Below are 19870 nucleotides of genomic sequence, written 5' to 3' on the forward strand. Positions count from 1 at the left end.
CATCCGTCCGGTTGATGTGTCGTCTGTGGCGCGGTCCTATAGTACTGCACATCACATACAAACAGGAGGCAGGATGAAATCTACATGGTTGACGATGGCGGCGCTGCTGGCCGCACTGTGCGCGCAGGCGGCCGCCGGGCCGCTGTCCGCGCAGACCCAGGACGAAATGCGCAAGATGTTTGAGCGCTTCCCCGATAAATTTCCGGCCGAGGTGCAGCGCGGCTTTTATGCGCAGCAGGTGGTGCCCGGCATGGATCCGTACACGGCCCACCTGGCCGGCGGTGCGTTCGCCTACCGGGTAGACGCCGATCCGCAGCGCTGGCCCTCCGGGGCCGATCCCTACCGCGTGATGTGGGGCCAGTCCATGCATCCGGATCACAGCCACATCTGGATGAGTTTCGAGAACGATACACAGTATCCCGGCGAGGGCCGGCAGCGCTTTACCGCCTACGTCGAAGACGGCAAAGTGCAGCGCGTCGAGCGCACGGCAAAACCTGCCGGCTAGCATGGTGCATTGCTGATGAGTATGTAGGATGGTAGTATGGTAGTTATCAAATTATCAACTTCAACCATGTTACGCCCACTCATCACCGCTTGCGCACTGCTGTGCAGTCTGCCCTCCATCGCCGCCGACTTCGAGGCAAGCGCGCCGCAGGCAGTGACTAACCCGGTATGAACAGCGGCATCTGTGCGGGCGCATCCGCGCTGGCGTCGTTGGCGCTGTCGTGCAGGTTGACGATGGGCGGCAGCGCGGCGGCGGCCTGCCACAGCGCGGCGTGGCCGAAGTTTTCCACCCAGGCCAGCACATCCTCGGCTGGCATGGGGCGGGCGATGCCATAGCCCTGCACCAGGTCGCAGCCCAGCCGCATCAGCATGGCGCCATGTTCCACGGTCTCCACGCCCTCGGCAATCACGGCGCGGTTGAAGGCGCGCGCCAGGCCGATCACGGCGCTCACCAGGTGCAGGTCGTCGCGGTCTTCCAGCATGTTGCGCACGAAGCTCTGGTCTATCTTCAGCACGTCGGCCGGCAGGCGCTTGAGATAGGCCATGGAAGAATAGCCGGTGCCGAAATCGTCCAGCGCGAAGCTGATGCCCAGTGCCTGGCAGCCCAGCATCACGCTGCGCACATGGGCGATGTCGCCCAAGGCCGACGATTCCAGTATCTCCAGCTCCAGCATGCGCGGCGGAACTTCCGGGAACTCGGCCAGGATCGCGCTTAGTCGCTGCACGAAGTCGCCGCGCTGGAAGTGGCGCGCCGCCAGGTTGACGCTGATGACCCAGCCCGGATGCACGACGCGCCACTCCTGCAGCTGGCGCAGCGCCTCGCGCATCACCCATTCGCCGATATCGACGATCACGTCGCTGTGCTCGACGATGGGCAGGAATTCCATCGGCCCCACCAGGCCGCGCTGCGGATGCTGCCAGCGCAGCAGCGCCTCCATGCCGACGATGCGGCCCTTGCGCATGTCCAGCTTGGGCTGGTAGTGCAGCCGCAGTTCGCCGGCGCGCACGGCGGCGCGCACTTCGGTGCGGCGGTTGTGATGGGTGCGCACCTGCTCGTCCAGGTCGGCGTCGAAGAAGTGGACCTTGTTGCGGCCGGTGATCTTGGCCTGGTACAGGGCCTGGTCGGCGTGGCGCAGCAGGTTGTCGGCGCTGATTCCGCTGCCGGTGTAGACCGCCACCCCGACGCTGGCCGACATGCGGATGGCGCGGCCGTCGCACAGGTAGTCGCGCGAGAGCGCCGCCATCAGCTGCTCCATGGCGTGCTCGATGCCGGCGCGGTCGCTCATGTGCGGCAGCAGCAGCACGAATTCGTCGCCGCCCAGGCGCGCCACGTAATGGCGCTGACCGGCGAAATCGTACAGGCGGCTGGCGGCCTGCTTGAGCAGTTCGTCGCCGACCGCCTGGCCCATGTCCTGGTTGACCTGCTGGAAGTGGTCGAGGTCGAACAGGCAGACGGCCAGCAGGTGTTCGTTCTCGCGTGCGCGCCGTATCTCGTTCTCGAAGCGGGTGGTGAGGGCGGCGCGGTTGGGCAGCCCGGTCAGCAGGTCGTGATTGCTCTGCCAGGAAATCTGCTGCATCAGCCGGCGCCGCTCGGTGACGTCGCGGAACACCAGCACCGAACCCTGGACATCGCCGCCGGGCGCGCGGATGGCGGCCGCCGTGTATTCCACGGTGTAGGTGTCGCCGTGTCGGTGGCGCAGGTTCTGGTTGCCCATCTTGACCGTTTCGCCGCCACCGTAGATGGCGGACATGGACTTGAGCAGCGAGTGCTGGCCGAAGTTATTGGCCAGCACAAACACCTGGTGCAATTCCATGCCGCGCGCGCGCGATTCGGACCAGCCGGTCAGCTGCTGGGCCATCTCGTTGATGCTGTCGATGCGGCCCTGCAGGTCGGTGGTGATGACGGCGTCGCCGATCGAGGCCAGGGTCACCTCGATGCGGTCCTTCTCTGCCTGCAGCTGGCTTTGCGCGCGCAAGGTCTGGGCCAGCTGGGCGCCCAGCTGCTGCTGGCTGCGCTGCGCCGCCTGCACCATGGTTTGCACGCATTGCGCCATCTCGTTGAAGGCGATCGCCATGGCGCGCGCCTCGGGCGGTCCGCCGACGCGCATGCGCACCGCGTGGTCGCCGCCGTGGAAGCTGCGGGTGGCGCTCTCCAGCCGGCGCAGCATGCGGTTGTTGGCGCGTATCAGGAGGCCCAGCAACAGGAAAATGGTGGCCACGTTGAAGCTGGACACCAGGGCCTGCTGGCGTACCGTGCGCCACACGCTCTGCAGCGGCTGTTCCGGCGAGAACGACATCAGCAGTACCGCGTCGCCGATGCGCAGCTTGAGTTCCAATGCTTCCAGCTCGGGGCGCCGGCGCAGCCACGCCGGCGCTTCACTGCTCAGGCCTGGGGCGCGCTGCGCTTCCAGGCGTCCGCCCGCATAGTCCAGCCGCAGCGAACTCACGTCGGCGTTGAGCAGCAGGGCGCTGGACAGCGAGGCCTGCAGCGCGCTGCGGTCGCCGGCCGCCAGGGCTGGCAGCAGGGTGCGGCCCATGTACTGAACCAGGTCCTGGGCCTGAAGATGGTAGCGCTCGCCGGCGTCGCTGCATTCGGCGCTGATCAACAGGGAATAGCGTGCGCACAGCACCACGACGATGATGGCGGAAATCGGCAGGAACAATCGGGCATAGGTCCCCAGCCTATTCCAGCGCGACCGCAGTTTCCCAAGCAAGGACATAAAGAAGTTAACGATTCCGTTGGGCAAAATTACCAATAATCATTATTACCGAAGAATCAATCTTGGACACCTATTTCGTTCAACGTTTTTAATTTTTTACATTCGCATCGTGGTAGCGCAATCACAAACGAGACATTGCGTACGCTGAATATTGACTGCTGAAGGAGGTTTTTAAATTGGTAACGCTAACGTCTGCATTTATTCGGCCAGCAGCTTGTTGATATCTTGTATCAGTTCCTCGGGCTTGGTGGACGGTGCGTAGCGCTTGTACACGGCGCCATCCTTACCCACCAGGAACTTGGTGAAATTCCATTTGATGGCCTGGGTGCCCAGGATGCCCGGCGCGTCCTGCTTGAGCTGGCGGAACAGCGGATGTGCATGGTCGCCGTTGACCTCGACCTTGGCAAACAGGGGGAAGGTGACGCCATAGTTTTTCTCGCAGAAGGCGCCGATGGCGGCGGCGTCGCCCGGCTCCTGCTTGCCGAACTGGTTGCATGGGAAGCCCAGCACGGTCAGGCCGCGCTCCCTGAACTGCTGGTAGACCTGCTCCAGGCCCTGGTATTGCGGGGTGAAACCGCAGGCGCTGGCGGTGTTTACGATCAGCAGCACCTGGCCGCGGTACTGCTCCAGTGAAACCGGCTGGCCGGCCAGGCTGTCGGCCTGGTAGTGGTAGATATCGCGCATTAAATCAATCCCAATTCGGTGGCGCCGCCGCCCGCTTCGCGCTGCTGCGGCTGTTTGCTTTCCAGTTTGATGGCCAGGCGTAGGTCGTTGACGGAGTCGGCGTTGCGCAGCGCATCCTCGTAGCTGATCTTGCCCGCCTCGTACAGGTCGAACAGCGACTGGTCGAAGGTCTGCATGCCCAGTTCGCGCGATTTTTTCATCAGTTCCTTGATCTCGTGCACCTGGCCCTTGAAGATCAGGTCCGAGACCAGCGGCGAATTGAGCAGGATCTCGATGGCCACCGCACGGCCCGCGCCATCCCTGCGCGGCACCAGGCGCTGCGAGACCATGCCGCGCAGGTTGAGCGACAGGTCCATCAGCAGCTGCTGGCGGCGTTCCTCGGGGAAGAAGTTGATGATGCGGTCCAGGGCCTGGTTGGCGTTGTTGGCGTGCAGGGTGGCCAGGCACAAGTGGCCGGTTTCGGCGAAGGCGATGGCGTGGTCCATGGTCTGGCGGTCGCGGATCTCGCCGATCTGGATCACGTCCGGGGCCTGGCGCAGGGTGTTCTTCAGGGCCGTTTCCCAGTCCTCGGTATCGACCCCGACCTCGCGCTGGGTGACGATGCAGTTGCCGTGCGGGTGGACGAATTCGACCGGGTCCTCGATGGTGATGATGTGGCCGTGGCTGTGGGCGTTGCGGTGTCCGACCATGGCGGCCAGGGTGGTGGACTTGCCGGATCCGGTCGCGCCCACCATGACAACCAGGCCGCGCTTGGACATCACCACGTCCTTGAGCACCTCGGGCAGGCCCAGGTCGTCCAGCCTGGGGATGGCGCTGTTAATCACGCGCAGCACCATGCCGGCGCTGCCCATCTGCACGAAGGCCGAGACCCGGAAGCGGCCGATGCCGGCGGGGCTGATGGCAAAGTTGGCCTCCTTGCTGAGCTCAAAGCCGGCGGCCTGCTTGTCGTTCATGATGGCGCGCGCCAGTTCGGCCGTGTGGGCGGCGCTCAGCGGCTGGGCCGACACGGGCGTGAGCTTGCCGTCAATCTTCATCGCGGGCGGAAAGCCTGCCGTGATGAACAAGTCCGAGCCCTTCCTGCCGACCATCAGGCGCAGCAGATCGAACATGAATTTGGAAGCCTGGTCGCGGTCCATGGGTGCTCGCATCAAAAAAGGGGCCACCACATGATGTCACACCACGCGGTGTCAGGTCTGCCATTGGTACATGGGCTCGCCTGATTTGGCAGGCTCATGTACCAATGGCAGATCTGACACCGGGGTGGACACCAGGGTTAGCCGGGGAAGTTTTCGGGGCTCTTGGCGGCGGCGCGGGCGGTGGCGGAGGCGATCACGTTGCGCCGCACCAGGTCGCTCAGGTTCTGGTCCAGGGTCTGCATACCTACGCTGCTGCCGGTCTGGATCGCCGAGTACATCTGCGCCACCTTGGCCTCCCGGATCAGGTTGCGGATGGCCGGCGTGCCCAGCATGATCTCGTGCGCCGCCACCCGGCCGGCGCCGTCGCGGGTCTTGAGCAGGGTCTGCGAAATCACCGCCTGCAGCGATTCCGACAGCATGGCCCGCACCATCTCCTTTTCCTCGGCCGGGAACACGTCGACGATGCGGTCTATGGTCTTGGCCGCCGACGAGGTGTGCAGGGTGCCGAACACCAGGTGGCCAGTCTCGGCCGCCGACAGCGCCAGGCGTATGGTCTCCAGGTCGCGCAGCTCGCCCACCAGGATCACGTCCGGATCCTCGCGCAGGGCCGAGCGCAGCGCATTGCTGAACGAGTGCGTGTGCGGCCCCACCTCGCGCTGGTTGATCAAACACTTCTTCGATTCGTGCACGAATTCGATCGGGTCCTCGATGGTGAGGATGTGGCCGTACTCGTTTTCGTTGACGTGGTTGACCATGGCCGCCAGCGTGGTCGACTTGCCCGAACCGGTGGGACCGGTCACCAGCACCAGCCCGCGCGGCTTTAAGGCCAGTTCGCCGAAGATGCGCGGCGCGTTCAGCTCTTCCAGGGTCAGCACCCTGGACGGGATGGTGCGCAGCACGGCCGAGGCGCCGCGCTCCTGGTTGTAGGCGTTCACACGGAAGCGCGACAGGCCGGGGATGGCGAACGAAAAGTCGATCTCCAGGTGTTCTTCATAGGTCTTGCGCTGGCCGTCGTTCATGATGTCATAGATCATGGCGTGCACGTCCTTGTGCTCCAGCGGCGCCACGTTGATGCGGCGTACGTCGCCATGCACCCGTATCATGGGCGGCAGGCCGGCGGACAGGTGCAGGTCGGACGCCTTGTTCTTGACCGAAAATTCAAGTAGTTGAGTGATGTCCATTTATAATCCCTGCCTCTAAGTGTTAATCCGCTCATCGATTATGTCCACAATCGCCAGGAACTTGCAAGACGTCACGGCCCAAATTATTGCTTCAGCCCAAGAGTGTGGACGTGCTCCGGATGCCGTGCGCTTGCTGGCCGTGTCCAAGACCTTCGGCCCGGAAGCCGTGCTGGAAGCGCTGGCGGCCGGACAGCATGCCTTCGGCGAGAATTACTTGCAGGAGGCCCTGGACAAGATGCGCGCCCTGGCCGAGATCCAGCCAGGGGCCGCGCTGGAATGGCACTTCATCGGTCCCATCCAGAGTAACAAGACGCGCCCCATCGCCGAGCATTTCGCATGGGTGCACACGGTCGAGCGCGAAAAGATCGCGCAGCGGCTGTCCGAGCAGCGCCCGGCCGGCATGGCGCCGCTCAACATCTGTTTGCAAGTGAATATCAGCGGCGAGGCCAGCAAGAGTGGCGTGGCGCCGTCGGAAGTGGAGGCGCTGGCCCACAAGGTGTCAGCCCTGCCGAACCTGAAACTGCGTGGCTTGATGGCAATCCCCGAGCCGGCCAGCGGTTTCGACGCACAGCGCGCGCCCTTTGCGCGCCTGCGCGAGCTGGCCGCGCAATTGCGCGCCGGCGGACTGCAACTCGATACCCTGTCCATGGGCATGTCGGCCGACCTGCGGGCGGCGGTGGCGGAAGGCGCCACCATGGTACGCATCGGCAGCGCCATCTTCGGCAAGCGCAATTATGGTTGAAGTGCGCGCCTGAAGCGCGTCCGGGCAGGCCTTACTCCATGCATGTAGAAAGACTGAGATGAAAATAGCATTTATTGGCGGCGGCAACATGGCCACCGCCCTGGTCGCCGGGCTGGCGGGCAAGCAGGTGGCAGGCGAACACCTGCACGTGGTCGACCCCAACCAGGCCGCACTGGACAAACTGCAGGCCCAGTTCGGCGTCAGTACCGCAGCCGCGCTGGGCGCGCCGGTGGCCGGCGCCGACGTGATCGTGCTGGCCGTCAAGCCGCAGAACATGCGCGAGGTGGCGCAGCAGCTGGCGCCGCTGCTTGCCGGCGGCGCGCAGCCGCTGGTGATCAGCATCGCGGCCGGCATCCGTGTGGCCGACCTGGCGCGCTGGCTGGACGGCTACGGCGCCATCGTGCGCTGCATGCCCAACACCCCGGCCCTGATAGGCCAGGGCATCACCGGCATGGTGGCTGGCGGCGGCGTGAGCGCGGCCCAGCGCGCATCGGCCGACGCCATCCTGCGCGCGGTGGGGGCCACCGTGTGGCTGGACAGCGAGGAGCAGATCGACGCTGTCACCGCCCTGTCGGGCAGCGGTCCGGCCTATGTGTTCTATTTCATGGAAGCGATGCAGCAGGCCGCCGTCGAGCTGGGCCTGAGCCAGGAGCAGGGCATGCAGCTGGCGCTGGCCACCTTTGCAGGCGCCTCGCAGCTGGCGCAGCAGTCGGGCGAACCGGCTTCCGTGCTGCGCGAGCGCGTCACGTCCAAGGGCGGCACCACCTACGCCGCCCTCTCCAGCATGGATGCCGCCAGCGTGAAAGCCGGCTTCCTCACCGGCATCAAGGCCGCCGCCGCGCGCGCCAGGGAACTGGGCGACGAGCTGGGCGCGGCTGGCTGAATTTTGCCAGGCCGCGTCGTGCGGCCTGGGCTTTCCCCAGTCCCGGCCCGGGCGCAGTATCGCCTTATTTGCGGCTGATCAGCACCCCGGCCAGCAGGCCGACGGTGGCGCCGATGATGATGGCGCGCCAGGGATTCGCCTGCACGTATTCGTCGGCCGACTGCGCCGCCAGCTTGGTGCGGGCGATCACGCTGTCTTCCAGCTTGAGCAAGTCCTGGCGCGCCGTGCGCAGGGTTTCCTCGAAGCGCGCCTTGACGTCGGCGCCATCCTCGGCCAGGCCGTTGGCGGTATCGCGCAGCCAGTCCTCGGCTTCGTCGATCACGTTCCTGAGGTTATCCATCAGCTGTTCGCGGTTGGCTGCGATGCTGTCGCGGCTGTCCGCCAGCTGCTGTCCGTTGTTCTGATTGGTCTGGTCCATGTCGCGCCTCGTCATTGGTGGGTGAAGACGGCCATTGTAGACATTATTTGGCCATGCGGCCCGGCGCGGCATTCAATGGTGCGGCGCTTCAGCGCAGGGCGTAGTCCAGCGCAGTGCCGGCAAACACGGCCGCCCCCAGCCAGTTGTTGTGGCGGAAGGCGTAGAAACAGGGATCGCGCTCGCGGTGGCGGATCAGGGTGTAGTGGTAGGCCGCGATGGCCGCCGCCACGATGATACCGGCCACGAACCAGCGGCCCAGCCCCAGCTGCAGGCCGCACACCAGGGCCAGCGCCAGGTGCAGGGCATAGCACAGCATCACGGCCAGCACGTCGTGGCGGCCGAAGGTGATGGCCGAGGTCTTGATGCCGATCTTGAGGTCGTCGTCGCGGTCCACCATGGCGTATTCGGTGTCGTAGGCCAGCGACCAGAACACATTACCCAGCAACAGCACCCAGGCCACGGGCGGCACCTGGTCCTGAACGGCGGCAAAGGCCATGGGGATGCCGAAGCCGAAGGCGATCCCCAGGTAAGCCTGGGGCAGGGCGAAGAAACGCTTGAAATATGGGTAGCTGGTGGCGATCAGCAGCGCCGCCACCGACAATTGTTTGGTCAGCGCGTTGAGCGGCAGGATCAGGCAGAACGAGATCAGCGCCAGCAGCGCGGCAATGGCCAGCGCTTCCTTGCCGCTGATGCGGCCGCTGGTGATGGGGCGCTGGGCGGTGCGCTTGACGTGGCGGTCGAAATCCTGGTCGGCGTAGTCATTGACGGCGCAGCCGGCCGAACGCATCAGCAGCGTGCCCAGCGAAAAGATCAGCAGCAGCTTGAGGTCGGGCACGCCGCCCGAGGCCATCCACAGCGCCACCAGCGTGGGCCACAGCAGCAGCAGGGTGCCTATGGGTTTGTCCAGCCTGACGAGGCGAAAGTACAGCGCCAGCTTGTTCATGGAATGCCAGTCTCGTGAAGAAAGCAGCCATTATCGCAAATCGCGGCGGCCGCCGTTACTGGTCCTCGCACAGCATGGATACGCCGGGCAGCTTGCACTCGGCCACCACCTCGCAGATGGCGTCGATGGCGGCCTTGCGGGTGAAGCTTTTGCGCCACACGATGACCACCCGGCGCGACGGTTCCGGCGAGGTGAATGGACGGAATTGCAACATGCCATCCTTGGCGTCCATGTCGGCCACCGAGGCGCGCGGCAGCACGGTCAGGCCGATGCCGCTGGCCACCATATGGCGTATGGTTTCCAGCGAGGAGCCTTCGAAGGTGCGCTGCATGCCGTTGCCGGGCGAGGCGTAGCGCGCCATCTCGGGACAGACTTCCAGCACCTGGTCGCGGAAGCAGTGGCCATTGCCCAGCAAAAGCATGGTTTCCGTTTTCAAATCCTCGGCCGGGATGGCGGCGCGCTTGATCCACGGATGCTGGCCAGGCATGGCGACCACGAAAGGTTCGTCGTACAGGGCTTTCATGGACATGCCGTGGTCGGGCAGGGGGAGGGCCATGATGGCCGCATCCAGCTCACCCTGGCGCAGCATTTCCAGCAGGCGGACCGTGAAATTCTCCTGCAGTATCAAGGGCATTTGCGGCACCTTGTCTATCATGCCCTTGACCAGGGGCGGCAGCAGGTAGGGGCCGATGGTGTAGATCACGCCCAGGCGCAGCGGGCCGGCCAGGGGATCCTTGTTCTGCTTGGCGAGTTCCTTGATGGCGGCGGTCTGCTCCAGCACGCGCTCGGCCTGGGCCACGATCTGGGCCCCCAGCGGGGTGACGGAAATCTCGGCGCCGCCGCGCTCGAACAGGGTGACGCCCAGTTCGTCCTCGAGTTTCTTGATGGCGACCGACAGCGTGGGCTGCGCGACATAGCAGGCTTCGGCGGCGTGTCCGAAGTGCTTGGCCCGCGCCACCGCGACGATATATTTCAGTTCGGTCAGAGTCATGCTTATATTTGAACACAGCCTATGCCTCGACGCAACGGAGCCTGCCGATATAATGCGGGCAGCGACCAAATGACCAGGAAACCCCATGCCCGACTTCGAAAACAAGATATGCACCCGTGACCAGCTGGCCGCCCGCGTGGCCGCCTTGCCCCAGCCGGTGGTGCTGACCAACGGGGTGTTCGACATCCTGCACCGCGGCCACGTGACCTATCTGGCGCAGGCGCGCGCGCTGGGCGCCTCGCTGGTGGTGGCGGCCAATACGGACGCTTCGGTCAAGCGCCTGGGCAAGGGCGACGACCGCCCGCTCAACACCTGCGCCGACCGCCTGGCGGTGCTGGCCGCGCTGGAGTCGGTCAGCCTGGTGGTGGACTTCGACGAGGATACTGCGCTGGAAGTGGTGCGCGAGGCCCGCCCGCAGATCTATGCCAAGGGCGGCGATTATCAAATGGATGCGATTCCGGAAGGGCGGGAAGTGCTGGCCTATGGCGGCCAGGCGGTGGCCATCGATTTCGAGCATGACCGGTCCACCAGCAAGCTGCTGGCCAAGGTCCGCACCTTCAAGGCCTGAACCCCGTTCAGCATCACCATGGCGCCGTTGCGGCTCCCAGCCGTGCAGGCGCACCGCCGCCGCCGCCGCGGCCTTGGCCACGGCCTTGGCCCACGCCTGGCCCTGCCCATGTTCAGACGGGCTTATATCCCGCCCTCATAGCCGTTCTGGCGCCAGGCCTCGAACACCACCACCGCCACCGTGTTGGACAGATTCATGCTGCGGTTGTCCGGCCGCATCGGCAAACGGATGCGCTGGCTGGTGGGGAAGCTGTCGCGGAAGGACGGTTCCAGGCCGCGCGTCTCGGAGCCGAACACGAACACGTCGCCGGGCCGGAACGCCAGTCCGGCGAATGGCGAGGAGCCGTGCGTGGTCATGGCGTACATGCGGGCCGGATCGGGCTGCACCTCGGCCAGGAAAGCCTGCCAGTCCTTGTGCACCTTCATGCGCGCATACTCGTGGTAATCGAGGCCGGCGCGTTTGAGCTTGGAATCCTCCAGCGGAAAGCCGAGCGGCTCGATCAGGTGCAGCTGGGCTCCGGTGTTGGCGCACAGCCGTATCACATTGCCCGTGTTGGGCGGGATCTCGGGCTGTACCAGTACGACGTGAAACATCTCATCTCCTCAAAAATCAGTGCGGCGGGGTGCGCGCGAACACCAGGTTGGTGACGCGCGCCGCGCCATGGCGCTTGAACAGGGCCGCCAGCTCGTGCACGGTCTGGCCGCTGGTCATCACGTCGTCGACGATGCCGACGTGGCGCCCGCGCAGCAGGGCCGCGTCGGCGACGCTGAAGGCCTGGGCCAGGTTGCGGCGCCGTTCCTGCGGCGGCAGGCTGCTCTGGGCGCGCGTCTCGTGGCGGCGTGCTGCCAGCCGCGGCGCCAGCGGCACCCGCAGCAGGCGCGCCAGCGGCCGGGCGATTTCCAGCGCCTGGTTGAAGCCGCGTTCGGCCAGCCGTCCCGCTCCCAGCGGCACCGGGCATAGCAGCTCGGGCGGGCGCCAGCCGGCACTGTCCAGCGCAGCTGCGTGCAGCAGCCGCGCCAGCAGCGGCGCCAGGGCCAGGCGCTGGCCGAACTTCAGCTGCAGCACCAGCTGGTCCAGCGGCATGGCGTAATCGGCCGCCACCACGGTGGCGTCGTAGGCGGGGCGCCGGCGCAGGCAGCTCCCGCAGCGGCCCCCGTCCACCCCGGGCGGCAACGGATTGGCGCAGCACGCGCAGCGCGCCCGGCGCGCGGCCGGGCCAAAGAACTGGCCGTGGCAGGGGCTGCACAGCAGCTCGGCGCTGTCCATCCCGCACAGGGCGCAGTGGGCCGGCAGCAAGGTCCTTAGTAGCATATTGCTACCATGCCGGAACATAGCGCTGAAAGTATAGTTGTCCATCTCGTGGCCAGGGCTTCGCATTTGCTTGCAACCATGTACACTGCCGACATTATCGCATTTCAGCATGACGTCTATGGAAGTACCTGCACATCCCCCCAAGTTGAGCGCACCCATTGATCTGGAGCATGTGCGCGCCCTGTTTGCCCGCACCGCGCGGGTGCAACGCTCCGATTTCCTGCGCCGCGAAATCGCCTCGCGCATGTTCGACCGCCTGGACCTGGTCAAGCTGGCGCCGCTGCGCGTGCTGGACGCCGGCTGCGGCCCCGGCGCCGACCTGGGCGTGCTGCAGAAGCGCTATCCGGCGGCCCAGGTGCTGGGCCTGGACGCGGCCGAACCGATGCTGGCCGCCGCACTGGCCGCCGCGCGCGGCCCGCTGGCCAAGGCTTCGCCGCTGAGCCAGCTGATGAGCAAGCTGCTGCCGGCCAAGACCGGCATCGATCTGGTGTGCGGCGATTTCGCCGAGATACCGCTGGCGCCAAACTCGCTGGACCTGCTGTGGTCCAACCTGGCGCTGCACTGGCATCCGCAGCCGGACCGCGTATTCGCCGAGTGGCGCCGCGTGATCAAGGTAAATGGCTTGCTGATGTTTTCCTGCTTCGGCCCGGACACCCTGAAGGAGGTGCGCGCCGCCTTCGCCGAGGCCGACCTGGCGCCGCACGCGCTGCCCTTCGTGGACATGCACGACTTCGGCGACCAGCTGGTGCAGGCCGGCTTCTCGACTCCGGTGCTGGACATGGAAACCATCACTGTCACCTACGACACGGCCGAGGCGTTGCTGGCCGACGTGCGCGCCCTGGGCGGCAATCCGCTCTCGACCCGGCGCGCGGGCCTGATGGGCAAGGGCGCCTGGCAGCGCATGCTGGGGGCGCTGGAGCGCGCGCGCCGTCCCGACGGCAAGCTGGGCCTGACCTTCGAGGTGTTGTACGGCCACGCCTTCCGTGCTGCAGCGCGCACCACGGCGGCCGGCGAAGCCATCGTCCGCTTTGAGCCGCCGCGCAAACGCCAGTGATGCAGTGCAGAAAAGGCAGTGAGGGCGCTGGAACCGAGGTGTTGTAAGGGTGCGGCAAAACCGCGCCGGGTTGCGTGAATTTCATTATTTGTTGAAGTGTGTCGTTGATGTTCTATATAATCATTCACTAATTTTGCCAGCATGGAACATCGCCAGCGCCCCGGTTTTTTCACGGCGATGGAGGCAAAAACAGAACAAGCAACGAACAAGCAACGAACAAGTAGCGATAAAAAAAAGTCTGAGCCAACCCCGAAGGAGACGTCGGGTATACCAGACAGTATCAAGGCCCCGCGGCGGCAACGGTTTCCATTCCATGATGGAAGCACGGCGGCATGGGGCCTGCGTGTGTTGAGGAGCGGCGGCGGCTCAGAACAACGATCCCGGCGTCGTAGAGAAAAATATTCACTCTTGGTGGTTGGGGAAAACATGATACATGCGAAGCGACTTCACTCGTTGATGCCGGGACTGGCCTTGGCGGCCGCCGCCAGCCTGCCGGCCTGGGCGGCCGAGCCGGCCGGCAAGGCGGCCACGTCGGCCGGCACCTACGCGGCGGCCACGGGCGGTACCGGCGGACCGGTTCCGCTGCAACTGAACCTGCAGCCGCCCGCCACCCAAATCGCTTCCGAGATCTACAGCCTGCACACCATCGTGATGGTGATCTGCCTGGTCATCTTCGTCGCCGTGTTCGGCGTCATGTTCTATTCCATCTTCAAGCACCGCAAGTCGGTCGGCCATGTGCCGGCCACCTTCCACGAATCGACCACGGTGGAAATCGCCTGGACCGTGGTGCCCTTCCTGATCGTGATCGGCATGGCGCTGCCCGCCACCCGCACCGTGGTGGCCATGAAGGATACCTCCAACGCCGACCTCACCATCAAGGCCACCGGCATGCAGTGGAAATGGGGCTACGATTACCTGAAAGGCGAGGGCGAGGGCATTTCCTTCCTGTCCAACCTGGCCACGCCGCGCGCCCAGGTGGGCGCCCCCGGCCAGGAACCGACCCAGGCCCGCGGCGACAACTACCTGCTGGAAGTGGACAATGAAGTGGTGGTCCCGGTCGGCAAGAAAATCCGCATCGTCACCACGGCCAACGACGTGATCCACTCCTGGACCATCCCCGCCTTCGGCGTCAAGCAGGACGCCATCCCCGGCTTCGTGCGCGATACCTGGTTCAAGTCCGAGCACACCGGCACCTTCCGCGGCACCTGCGTGGAACTGTGCGGCAAGGAGCACGCCTTCATGCCCATCGTGGTAAAAGTGGTGACGGCCGACGAGTACACGGCCTGGGTCGACGGCAAGAAGAAAGAAATGGCGGCCCTGGCCGACGATCCCAGCAAGACCTGGACCCTGGACGAGCTCAAGACCAAGGGCGAGAAGGTGTACAGCACCAACTGCGTGGTCTGCCACCAGGCCAACGGCAAGGGCGTGCCGGGCGCGTTCGCGCCGCTGGACGGCTCCGAGGTGGTCAACGGTCCCAAGGCCGAGCAGATCCACGTCCTGCTGAACGGCAAGAAGAGCGGCAAGTATCCGAGCGAGATGCCGGCCTGGAAGCAGCTGTCGGACACCGACATCGCGGCCGTGATCACCTACACCCGCAACAGCTGGTCGAACAAGGCCGCCGAGAATATCGTACAACCGGCCGAAGTCGTGGCTGCACGTAAGTAATCAGGAGACAACATGAGCACGAGCACTCTGGATCAGGCCCACGGTCACGGCCACGATCACGACCACGCACACGACCATCCGCACGGCCTGCAGCGCTGGCTGTTCGCCACCAACCACAAGGATATCGGCACCCTGTACCTGTGGTTCTCCTTCATCATGCTGCTGTCCGGCGGCGTGCTGGCGCTGATGATACGCACCGAGCTGTTCAAGCCCGGCCTGCAATTCTTCCAGCCCGAATTCTTCAACCAGCTGACCACCATGCACGGCCTGGTGATGGTGTTCGGCGCCATCATGCCGGCCTTCGTGGGCTACGCCAACTGGATGATCCCGCTGCAGGTGGGCGCCTCCGACATGGCGTTCGCCCGCATGAACAACTTCTCGTTCTGGCTGCTGCCGCCCTCGGCCATCCTGCTGGCCGGCTCCTTCCTGGTGCCGGGCGGCGCCACCGCCGCCGGCTGGACCCTGTACGCGCCGCTGTCCACGCAAATGGGCCCGGGCATGGACATGGCCATCTTCGCCATGCACCTGATGGGCGCCTCGTCCATCATGGGCTCGATCAACATCATCGTCACCATCCTCAACATGCGCGCGCCCGGCATGACCCTGATGAAGATGCCGATGTTCTGCTGGACCTGGCTGATCACGGCCTACCTGCTGATCGCCGTGATGCCGGTGCTGGCAGGCGCCATCACCATGACCCTGACCGACCGCCACTTCGGCACCTCCTTCTTCAACGCGGCCGGCGGCGGCGACCCGGTCATGTACCAGCACATCTTCTGGTTCTTCGGCCACCCCGAGGTCTACATCATGATCCTGCCGGCGTTCGGCATCGTGTCGCAGATCCTGCCGGCCTTCGCCCGCAAGCAGCTGTTCGGCTACGCCTCCATGGTGTACGCCACCGCCTCGATCGCGATTCTGTCCTTCATCGTCTGGGCCCACCACATGTTCACCACCGGCATGCCGGTGACCTCGCAGCTGTTCTTCATGTACGCCACCATGCTGATCGCCGTGCCCACCGGGGTGAAGGTGTTCAACTGGATCGCCACCATGTGGCGCGGCTCCATGACGTTCGAGACCCCGATGCTGTTCTCGGTCGGCTTCATCTTCGTGTTCACCATGGGCGGCTTCACCGGCCTGATCCTGGCCGTGACGCCGGTCGACATCCAGCTGCAGGACACCTACTACGTGGTGGCCCACTTCCACTACGTGCTGGTGGCCGGCTCGCTGTTCGCCCTGTTTGCCGGCTTCTACTACTGGTCGCCGAAATGGACCGGCCACATGTACAACGAATTGATGGGCAAGATCCACTTCTGGGCCTCGCTGATCACTTTCAACATCACCTTCTTCCCCATGCACTTCCTGGGCCTGGCCGGCATGCCGCGCCGCTACGCCGACTACCCGGCGCAGTTCACCGACTTCAACATGATCGCCTCGGTGGGCGCGTTCGGTTTCGGCCTGTCGCAGGTGTTCTTCCTGTTCTTCGTGGTGCTGCCGGCCATCCGCGGCGGCAAGCCTGCTCCCGCCAAGCCATGGGAAGGCGCCGAAGGCCTGGAGTGGACCGTGCCGTCGCCGGCCCCGTTCCACACCTTTGAAACCCCGCCCACGGTGAAGTGATGAGCGATTCCGGCAAAAAACCGAAGCCGAACAACCTGCGCACCGGCCTGATACTGGGCTCGGTCGCGCTGCTGTTCTTCCTGTCGGTGTTCGCCAAGCGGCTGTGGCTGGGCTGACGTGGCTGCCGACAGCGAAACGCGCGGCCTGAACCGCATCCTGCTGCGCAAGCTGCTTATCGTGGCGGTGCTGATGTTCGGCTTCGGCTACGCGCTGATCCCGGTGTACCGGCAGATCTGCGAGGTACTGGGCATCAACGTGATCACGCAGAAGGATGGCACGGTCGGGCTGGACAAGAACACCCAGGTCGACAAGAGCCGCAGCATTACGGTGGAATTCGACGGCAACGCCCAGGGCCCGTGGCGTTTCCGTCCCGTGGCCTCCAGCCTACAGGTGCATCCGGGCGAGCTGGCCACGGTGATGTATGAAGTGGTCAATACCCAGGACCGCACGGTGAGCGCGCAGGCCATCCCGAGCTACGCGCCGCAGAACGCCACGCCGCACTTCAAGAAGGTCGACTGCTTCTGCTTCAAGCAGCAGACCCTGAAGCCGCACGAGGCGCGCCAGATGCCGGTGGTGTTCTTCATCGATCCGGCCCTGCCGCGCGAGGTGAAGACCATCACCCTGTCCTACACCTTCTTCGAGGTGGCGGGGCTGGCCCAGGCCCCGGGCGCGGCGGCGCGATGAGCAAGCAGCGCCAGCCCGGCTTCTGGTACTCGCTGAAGGCGGTGCTGTGGTCCTTCATCGGACTGCGGCGCAAGAAGGATTTCGATGGCGACGACGCCAGGCTCAATCCGGTGCACATCGTGATTGCGGCGCTGCTGGCGGTGGCCGTGTTCATCGGCATCCTGGTCACGGTGGTCAAGCTGGTGGTGGCAAAGAGTTAGCTGTTCCGAATGTAAGCTGAAAACAAGTTTGATGAGGAGATGAAGATGAGTTCACACAACGCCACCACGGCGCCGTACTACTTCGTGCCCGGACCCTCGCGCTGGCCGCTGCTGGCCGGCCTGTCGCTGCTGCTGACCATGCTGGGCGCCTCGGCCTGGGTCAACGACCAGAGCTGGGGGCCGTATTTGAACCTGGCCGGCATCGCCTGCGTGATCGTGGTGCTGTACTTCTGGTTCGGCGACGCCATTGGCGAGTCCGAGGGCGGCTTGTACAGCCAGCGCATCGACCATTCCTACCGCTGGTCCATGAGCTGGTTCATCTTCTCCGAAGTGATGTTCTTCGCCGCCTTCTTCGGCGCCCTGTTCTATGCACGCAGCATCACGCTGCCGTGGCTGGGCGACCTCGATCACAAGATCATCTGGCCAGACTTCAGCGCCCAGTGGGGCAATTCGCCGGCCGGCACGGTCGAGCCCTATAGCGCCATGGGCCCGTTCCCGATCCCGACCATCAACACGGCGCTGCTGCTGACGTCTGGTGTGACCCTGACCATTTCGCACCACGCGCTGCGCGCCGGCCACCGCGCCCAGACCGCCGTGTGGCTGTTCCTGACCATCCTGCTGGGCGCCATCTTCATGGGCTTCCAGGCCTATGAATACCACCATGCGTACACCGAACTGAACCTGAAGCTGACTTCGGGCATCTACGGTTCCACCTTCTTCATGCTGACCGGTTTCCACGGCTTCCACGTGACCATGGGCGCCATCATGCTGTCGGTGGTGCTGTACCGCGTGCTGCGCGGACACTTCACGCCGGACAACCACTTCGCCTTCGAGGGTGCGGCCTGGTACTGGCACTTCGTGGACGTGGTGTGGCTGGGATTGTACGTGGTCGTGTACTGGCTGTGATCACGCAGTAGGCGGGCTTCAGCAAAAGCCGCGCGGGCTGGCCCGCCGCGGCTTTTTTTATCGCCGGTTGTTCAGCGGGGGAGTCCCGTGGGCTGGATATAGCCGAGTTTGTACGCCAGCAGTATCAGCAGGAACAGCGCCACCGACAGGCCGACCCGCACCGTCAGCGAGCGTACGGTATTATTGCTGCGTCCCTTGTCGCGCATCAGGAAGAACAGCGCCGACGCCAGGCTGCCGAGGATGAGAAGGAAGGCGATGGCGACGACGATTTTCATGGCAGGGCTCACGGGTTAAGAGGCTTTATTGTAATGGCATTCCGCTTCAAGCTAGTTCCGTTCCTGGCTACCGTTGTGCTGGTGGCGCTGGGCGTCTCGCTGGGCAACTGGCAGCTGGGCCGCGCGCAGGAAAAGACGGCGCTGCAAGCCCGGCTGGCGCAGGGCAACGCGGCCGCGCCCCTGGCGGTCGGCGCCGCGCCCATGGACGGCGCGCAAGCTGAGTTCCGCCGCGTCAAGCTGCGCGGCAGCTTCGTCCCCGGCTGGCCGCTCTACCTCGACAACCGCCCCTACCAGGGCCGCGCCGGCTTCTATCTGCTGATGCCGTTTACAATCGAGGGATCGGACATGCATGTGCTGGTGGCGCGCGGCTGGCTGCCGCGCGATCCGGTGCAGCGCGAGCGCTTGCCGGCCGTTTCCACCCCTTCCGGCGTGGTCGAGCTGGAAGGCGCGGCGCGGCGCGACACCGGCCACGTGATGCAGCTGGGCGCCGCGCCCGCGCTTCATCCCGGGGCCATCGTGCAGAATGCCGACCCGGCCGGTGTCGCGGCCGCCAGCGGCCTGCGCCTGCTGCCCTTCGTGGTCGAGCAGGGCGCGCCGGCTGCGCCGGGCGGCGACGATGCGGCCCTGGTGCGCGACTGGCCGGCACCCTCGCTGGGCGTGGACAAACACCGTGGCTATGCCTTCCAATGGTATGCGCTGGCCCTGATGGCATTGATATTTTTTGTCGTGAACGGATTTAGACGTGGAAAATAGTGCAAACATGAACACCGCAACGCCGCCATCCCGGCCAAGCCCGCCACCTTCGCAGGCCATGGGCCGCCTCAAGCTGCTGGCCGTGCTGGCCGTGTGCGCCGGTCCCATCATCGCCTCCTACATCACCTACTACATCATCAAGCCGCAGGGGCGCACCAACTATGGTGAGCTGATCGACCCGCGCCAGTATCCCATCCCGGCCATGGCCAGCACCACGCTGGACGGCGCACCGCAAGGGCTGGATGCGTACAAGGGCAAGTGGATCATGCTCAAGGTCGGCCCGTCCGACTGCCGGCAGTCGTGCCAGGACCAGCTGTTCGCCATGCGCCAGCTGCGCACCATGCAGGGCAAGGAGATGGAGCGCATCGAGCGCGTGTGGCTGATCACCGACCAGGAACCGCTGGACACCATGCTGCTGCGCGTGAACGACGGCACCCGCATGCTGCGCGCCCCGCGCGACGCCGTGCAGCGCTGGCTGCCGCTGGAAGGGCAGGGCGACCGCGCCGAGGAGCACATCTACCTGATCGACCCGCTCGGCCATTTGATGATGCGCTTCCCCAGGAACCCCGACCCGTCCAGGGTCAAGAAAGACCTGGGCAAGCTGCTCAAGGCATCCGCAATCGGCTAGAGGTATTCAA

General features: G+C 65.1%; 23 protein-coding genes. 13 read left to right on the forward strand and 10 right to left on the reverse strand.

The window, feature by feature from the left end:
- The first annotated feature begins 73 nt into the window (after nt 1-73).
- A complete protein-coding gene (locus ACLB1G_RS11845; RefSeq protein ID WP_491627408.1) occupies nt 74-505 on the forward strand; it encodes a hypothetical protein in 432 nt (143 codons plus the stop codon).
- Nucleotides 506-662: 157 nt separating this feature from the next.
- Here ACLB1G_RS11845 and ACLB1G_RS11850 read toward each other — a convergent pair whose 3' ends face one another.
- The 4 genes from ACLB1G_RS11850 to ACLB1G_RS11865 all read right to left on the reverse strand — a co-directional run bounded on the left by ACLB1G_RS11850 (nt 663) and on the right by ACLB1G_RS11865 (nt 6225).
- Nucleotides 663-3218: a putative bifunctional diguanylate cyclase/phosphodiesterase gene (locus ACLB1G_RS11850; protein WP_491627409.1), complete on the reverse strand. Its 2556-nt coding sequence runs from the start codon at nt 3216-3218 to the stop codon at nt 663-665.
- Nucleotides 3219-3422: 204 nt separating this feature from the next.
- A complete protein-coding gene (locus ACLB1G_RS11855) occupies nt 3423-3908 on the reverse strand; it encodes a glutathione peroxidase (RefSeq protein WP_491627410.1) in 486 nt (161 codons plus the stop codon).
- On the reverse strand, nt 3908-5044 hold the full coding sequence (locus ACLB1G_RS11860) for a PilT/PilU family type 4a pilus ATPase (RefSeq protein ID WP_491627411.1): 1137 nt from the start codon (nt 5042-5044) through the stop codon (nt 3908-3910). The genes ACLB1G_RS11855 and ACLB1G_RS11860 overlap by 1 nt, the downstream gene beginning before the upstream one ends.
- Before the next feature lie 137 nt (nt 5045-5181).
- Nucleotides 5182-6225 carry a type IV pilus twitching motility protein PilT gene (locus tag ACLB1G_RS11865; protein ID WP_491627412.1) on the reverse strand — a complete coding sequence of 348 codons (1044 nt, stop codon included), beginning with the start codon at nt 6223-6225 and terminating at the stop codon, nt 5182-5184.
- A 40-nt stretch (nt 6226-6265) separates the two neighbouring features.
- Here ACLB1G_RS11865 and ACLB1G_RS11870 point away from each other — a divergent pair, with 40 nt between their 5' ends.
- On the forward strand, nt 6266-6967 hold the full coding sequence (locus ACLB1G_RS11870) for a YggS family pyridoxal phosphate-dependent enzyme (RefSeq protein WP_491627413.1): 702 nt from the start codon (nt 6266-6268) through the stop codon (nt 6965-6967).
- Nucleotides 6968-7025: 58 nt separating this feature from the next.
- Nucleotides 7026-7850 (forward strand): pyrroline-5-carboxylate reductase, encoded by an 825-nt coding sequence (gene proC, locus ACLB1G_RS11875; RefSeq protein WP_491627414.1) that lies wholly within the window; start codon nt 7026-7028, stop codon nt 7848-7850.
- A 64-nt stretch (nt 7851-7914) separates the two neighbouring features.
- On the opposite strand, the gene ACLB1G_RS11880 is transcribed toward proC, so the two are convergent.
- The 3 genes from ACLB1G_RS11880 to ACLB1G_RS11890 all read right to left on the reverse strand — a co-directional run bounded on the left by ACLB1G_RS11880 (nt 7915) and on the right by ACLB1G_RS11890 (nt 10202).
- Complete coding sequence (locus ACLB1G_RS11880) at nt 7915-8268, reverse strand: ElaB/YgaM/YqjD family protein (RefSeq protein WP_491627415.1); 354 nt, start codon at nt 8266-8268, stop codon at nt 7915-7917.
- 88 nt (nt 8269-8356) lie between these two features.
- Nucleotides 8357-9211 (reverse strand): 4-hydroxybenzoate octaprenyltransferase, encoded by an 855-nt coding sequence (gene ubiA / locus ACLB1G_RS11885; RefSeq protein WP_491627416.1) that lies wholly within the window; start codon nt 9209-9211, stop codon nt 8357-8359.
- A gap of 55 nt (nt 9212-9266) precedes the next feature.
- Entirely contained in the window at nt 9267-10202 is a 936-nt protein-coding gene (locus ACLB1G_RS11890) for a hydrogen peroxide-inducible genes activator (protein WP_491627417.1), read from the reverse strand.
- Nucleotides 10203-10287: 85 nt separating this feature from the next.
- Here ACLB1G_RS11890 and ACLB1G_RS11895 point away from each other — a divergent pair, with 85 nt between their 5' ends.
- Nucleotides 10288-10770 (forward strand): adenylyltransferase/cytidyltransferase family protein, encoded by a 483-nt coding sequence (locus tag ACLB1G_RS11895; RefSeq protein WP_491627418.1) that lies wholly within the window; start codon nt 10288-10290, stop codon nt 10768-10770.
- 122 nt (nt 10771-10892) lie between these two features.
- Here the strand turns inward: ACLB1G_RS11895 and trmL are convergent, their stop codons facing one another.
- Entirely contained in the window at nt 10893-11363 is a 471-nt protein-coding gene (trmL, locus tag ACLB1G_RS11900; RefSeq protein WP_491627419.1) for a tRNA (uridine(34)/cytosine(34)/5-carboxymethylaminomethyluridine(34)-2'-O)-methyltransferase TrmL, read from the reverse strand.
- Nucleotides 11364-11379: 16 nt separating this feature from the next.
- The gene (locus ACLB1G_RS11905) at nt 11380-12081 is read right to left on the reverse strand and encodes a ComF family protein (protein ID WP_491627420.1); all 702 of its coding nucleotides are present in this window, start codon (nt 12079-12081) and stop codon (nt 11380-11382) included.
- 118 nt (nt 12082-12199) lie between these two features.
- On the opposite strand from ACLB1G_RS11905, the gene ACLB1G_RS11910 reads away from it, so the two are divergent.
- The 7 genes from ACLB1G_RS11910 (at nt 12200) to ACLB1G_RS11940 (ending at nt 18204) form a co-directional block, all read left to right on the forward strand.
- Nucleotides 12200-13135 carry a methyltransferase domain-containing protein gene (locus ACLB1G_RS11910; RefSeq protein WP_491627421.1) on the forward strand — a complete coding sequence of 312 codons (936 nt, stop codon included), beginning with the start codon at nt 12200-12202 and terminating at the stop codon, nt 13133-13135.
- A gap of 426 nt (nt 13136-13561) precedes the next feature.
- On the forward strand, nt 13562-14800 hold the full coding sequence (gene coxB, locus ACLB1G_RS11915; RefSeq protein WP_491627422.1) for a cytochrome c oxidase subunit II: 1239 nt from the start codon (nt 13562-13564) through the stop codon (nt 14798-14800).
- Nucleotides 14801-14812: 12 nt separating this feature from the next.
- Nucleotides 14813-16414 (forward strand): cytochrome c oxidase subunit I, encoded by a 1602-nt coding sequence (gene ctaD / locus ACLB1G_RS11920; RefSeq protein ID WP_491627423.1) that lies wholly within the window; start codon nt 14813-14815, stop codon nt 16412-16414.
- Entirely contained in the window at nt 16414-16530 is a 117-nt protein-coding gene (locus tag ACLB1G_RS11925) for a cytochrome oxidase small assembly protein (protein WP_491627424.1), read from the forward strand. Before ctaD ends, ACLB1G_RS11925 begins: the two co-directional genes overlap by 1 nt.
- Nucleotide 16531: 1 nt before the next feature.
- Nucleotides 16532-17098: a cytochrome c oxidase assembly protein gene (locus tag ACLB1G_RS11930; protein WP_491627425.1), complete on the forward strand. Its 567-nt coding sequence runs from the start codon at nt 16532-16534 to the stop codon at nt 17096-17098.
- Complete coding sequence (locus ACLB1G_RS11935; protein WP_491627426.1) at nt 17095-17298, forward strand: DUF2970 domain-containing protein; 204 nt, start codon at nt 17095-17097, stop codon at nt 17296-17298. The genes ACLB1G_RS11930 and ACLB1G_RS11935 overlap by 4 nt, the downstream gene beginning before the upstream one ends.
- Before the next feature lie 45 nt (nt 17299-17343).
- Nucleotides 17344-18204, forward strand: coding sequence for a cytochrome c oxidase subunit 3 (locus tag ACLB1G_RS11940; RefSeq protein WP_491627427.1), 861 nt, complete (start codon nt 17344-17346; stop codon nt 18202-18204).
- A 71-nt stretch (nt 18205-18275) separates the two neighbouring features.
- Here ACLB1G_RS11940 and ACLB1G_RS11945 read toward each other — a convergent pair whose 3' ends face one another.
- A complete protein-coding gene (locus ACLB1G_RS11945; protein WP_491627428.1) occupies nt 18276-18479 on the reverse strand; it encodes a twin transmembrane helix small protein in 204 nt (67 codons plus the stop codon).
- A gap of 27 nt (nt 18480-18506) precedes the next feature.
- Here ACLB1G_RS11945 and ACLB1G_RS11950 point away from each other — a divergent pair, with 27 nt between their 5' ends.
- Both ACLB1G_RS11950 and ACLB1G_RS11955 read left to right on the forward strand, forming a co-directional pair.
- Nucleotides 18507-19232: an SURF1 family protein gene (locus ACLB1G_RS11950; protein ID WP_491627758.1), complete on the forward strand. Its 726-nt coding sequence runs from the start codon at nt 18507-18509 to the stop codon at nt 19230-19232.
- Nucleotides 19233-19239: 7 nt separating this feature from the next.
- Complete coding sequence (locus tag ACLB1G_RS11955; RefSeq protein WP_491627429.1) at nt 19240-19860, forward strand: SCO family protein; 621 nt, start codon at nt 19240-19242, stop codon at nt 19858-19860.
- The last annotated feature ends 10 nt before the right edge of the window (nt 19861-19870 follow it).

The sequence above is a fragment of the Duganella kummerowiae genome (assembly GCF_053572355.1).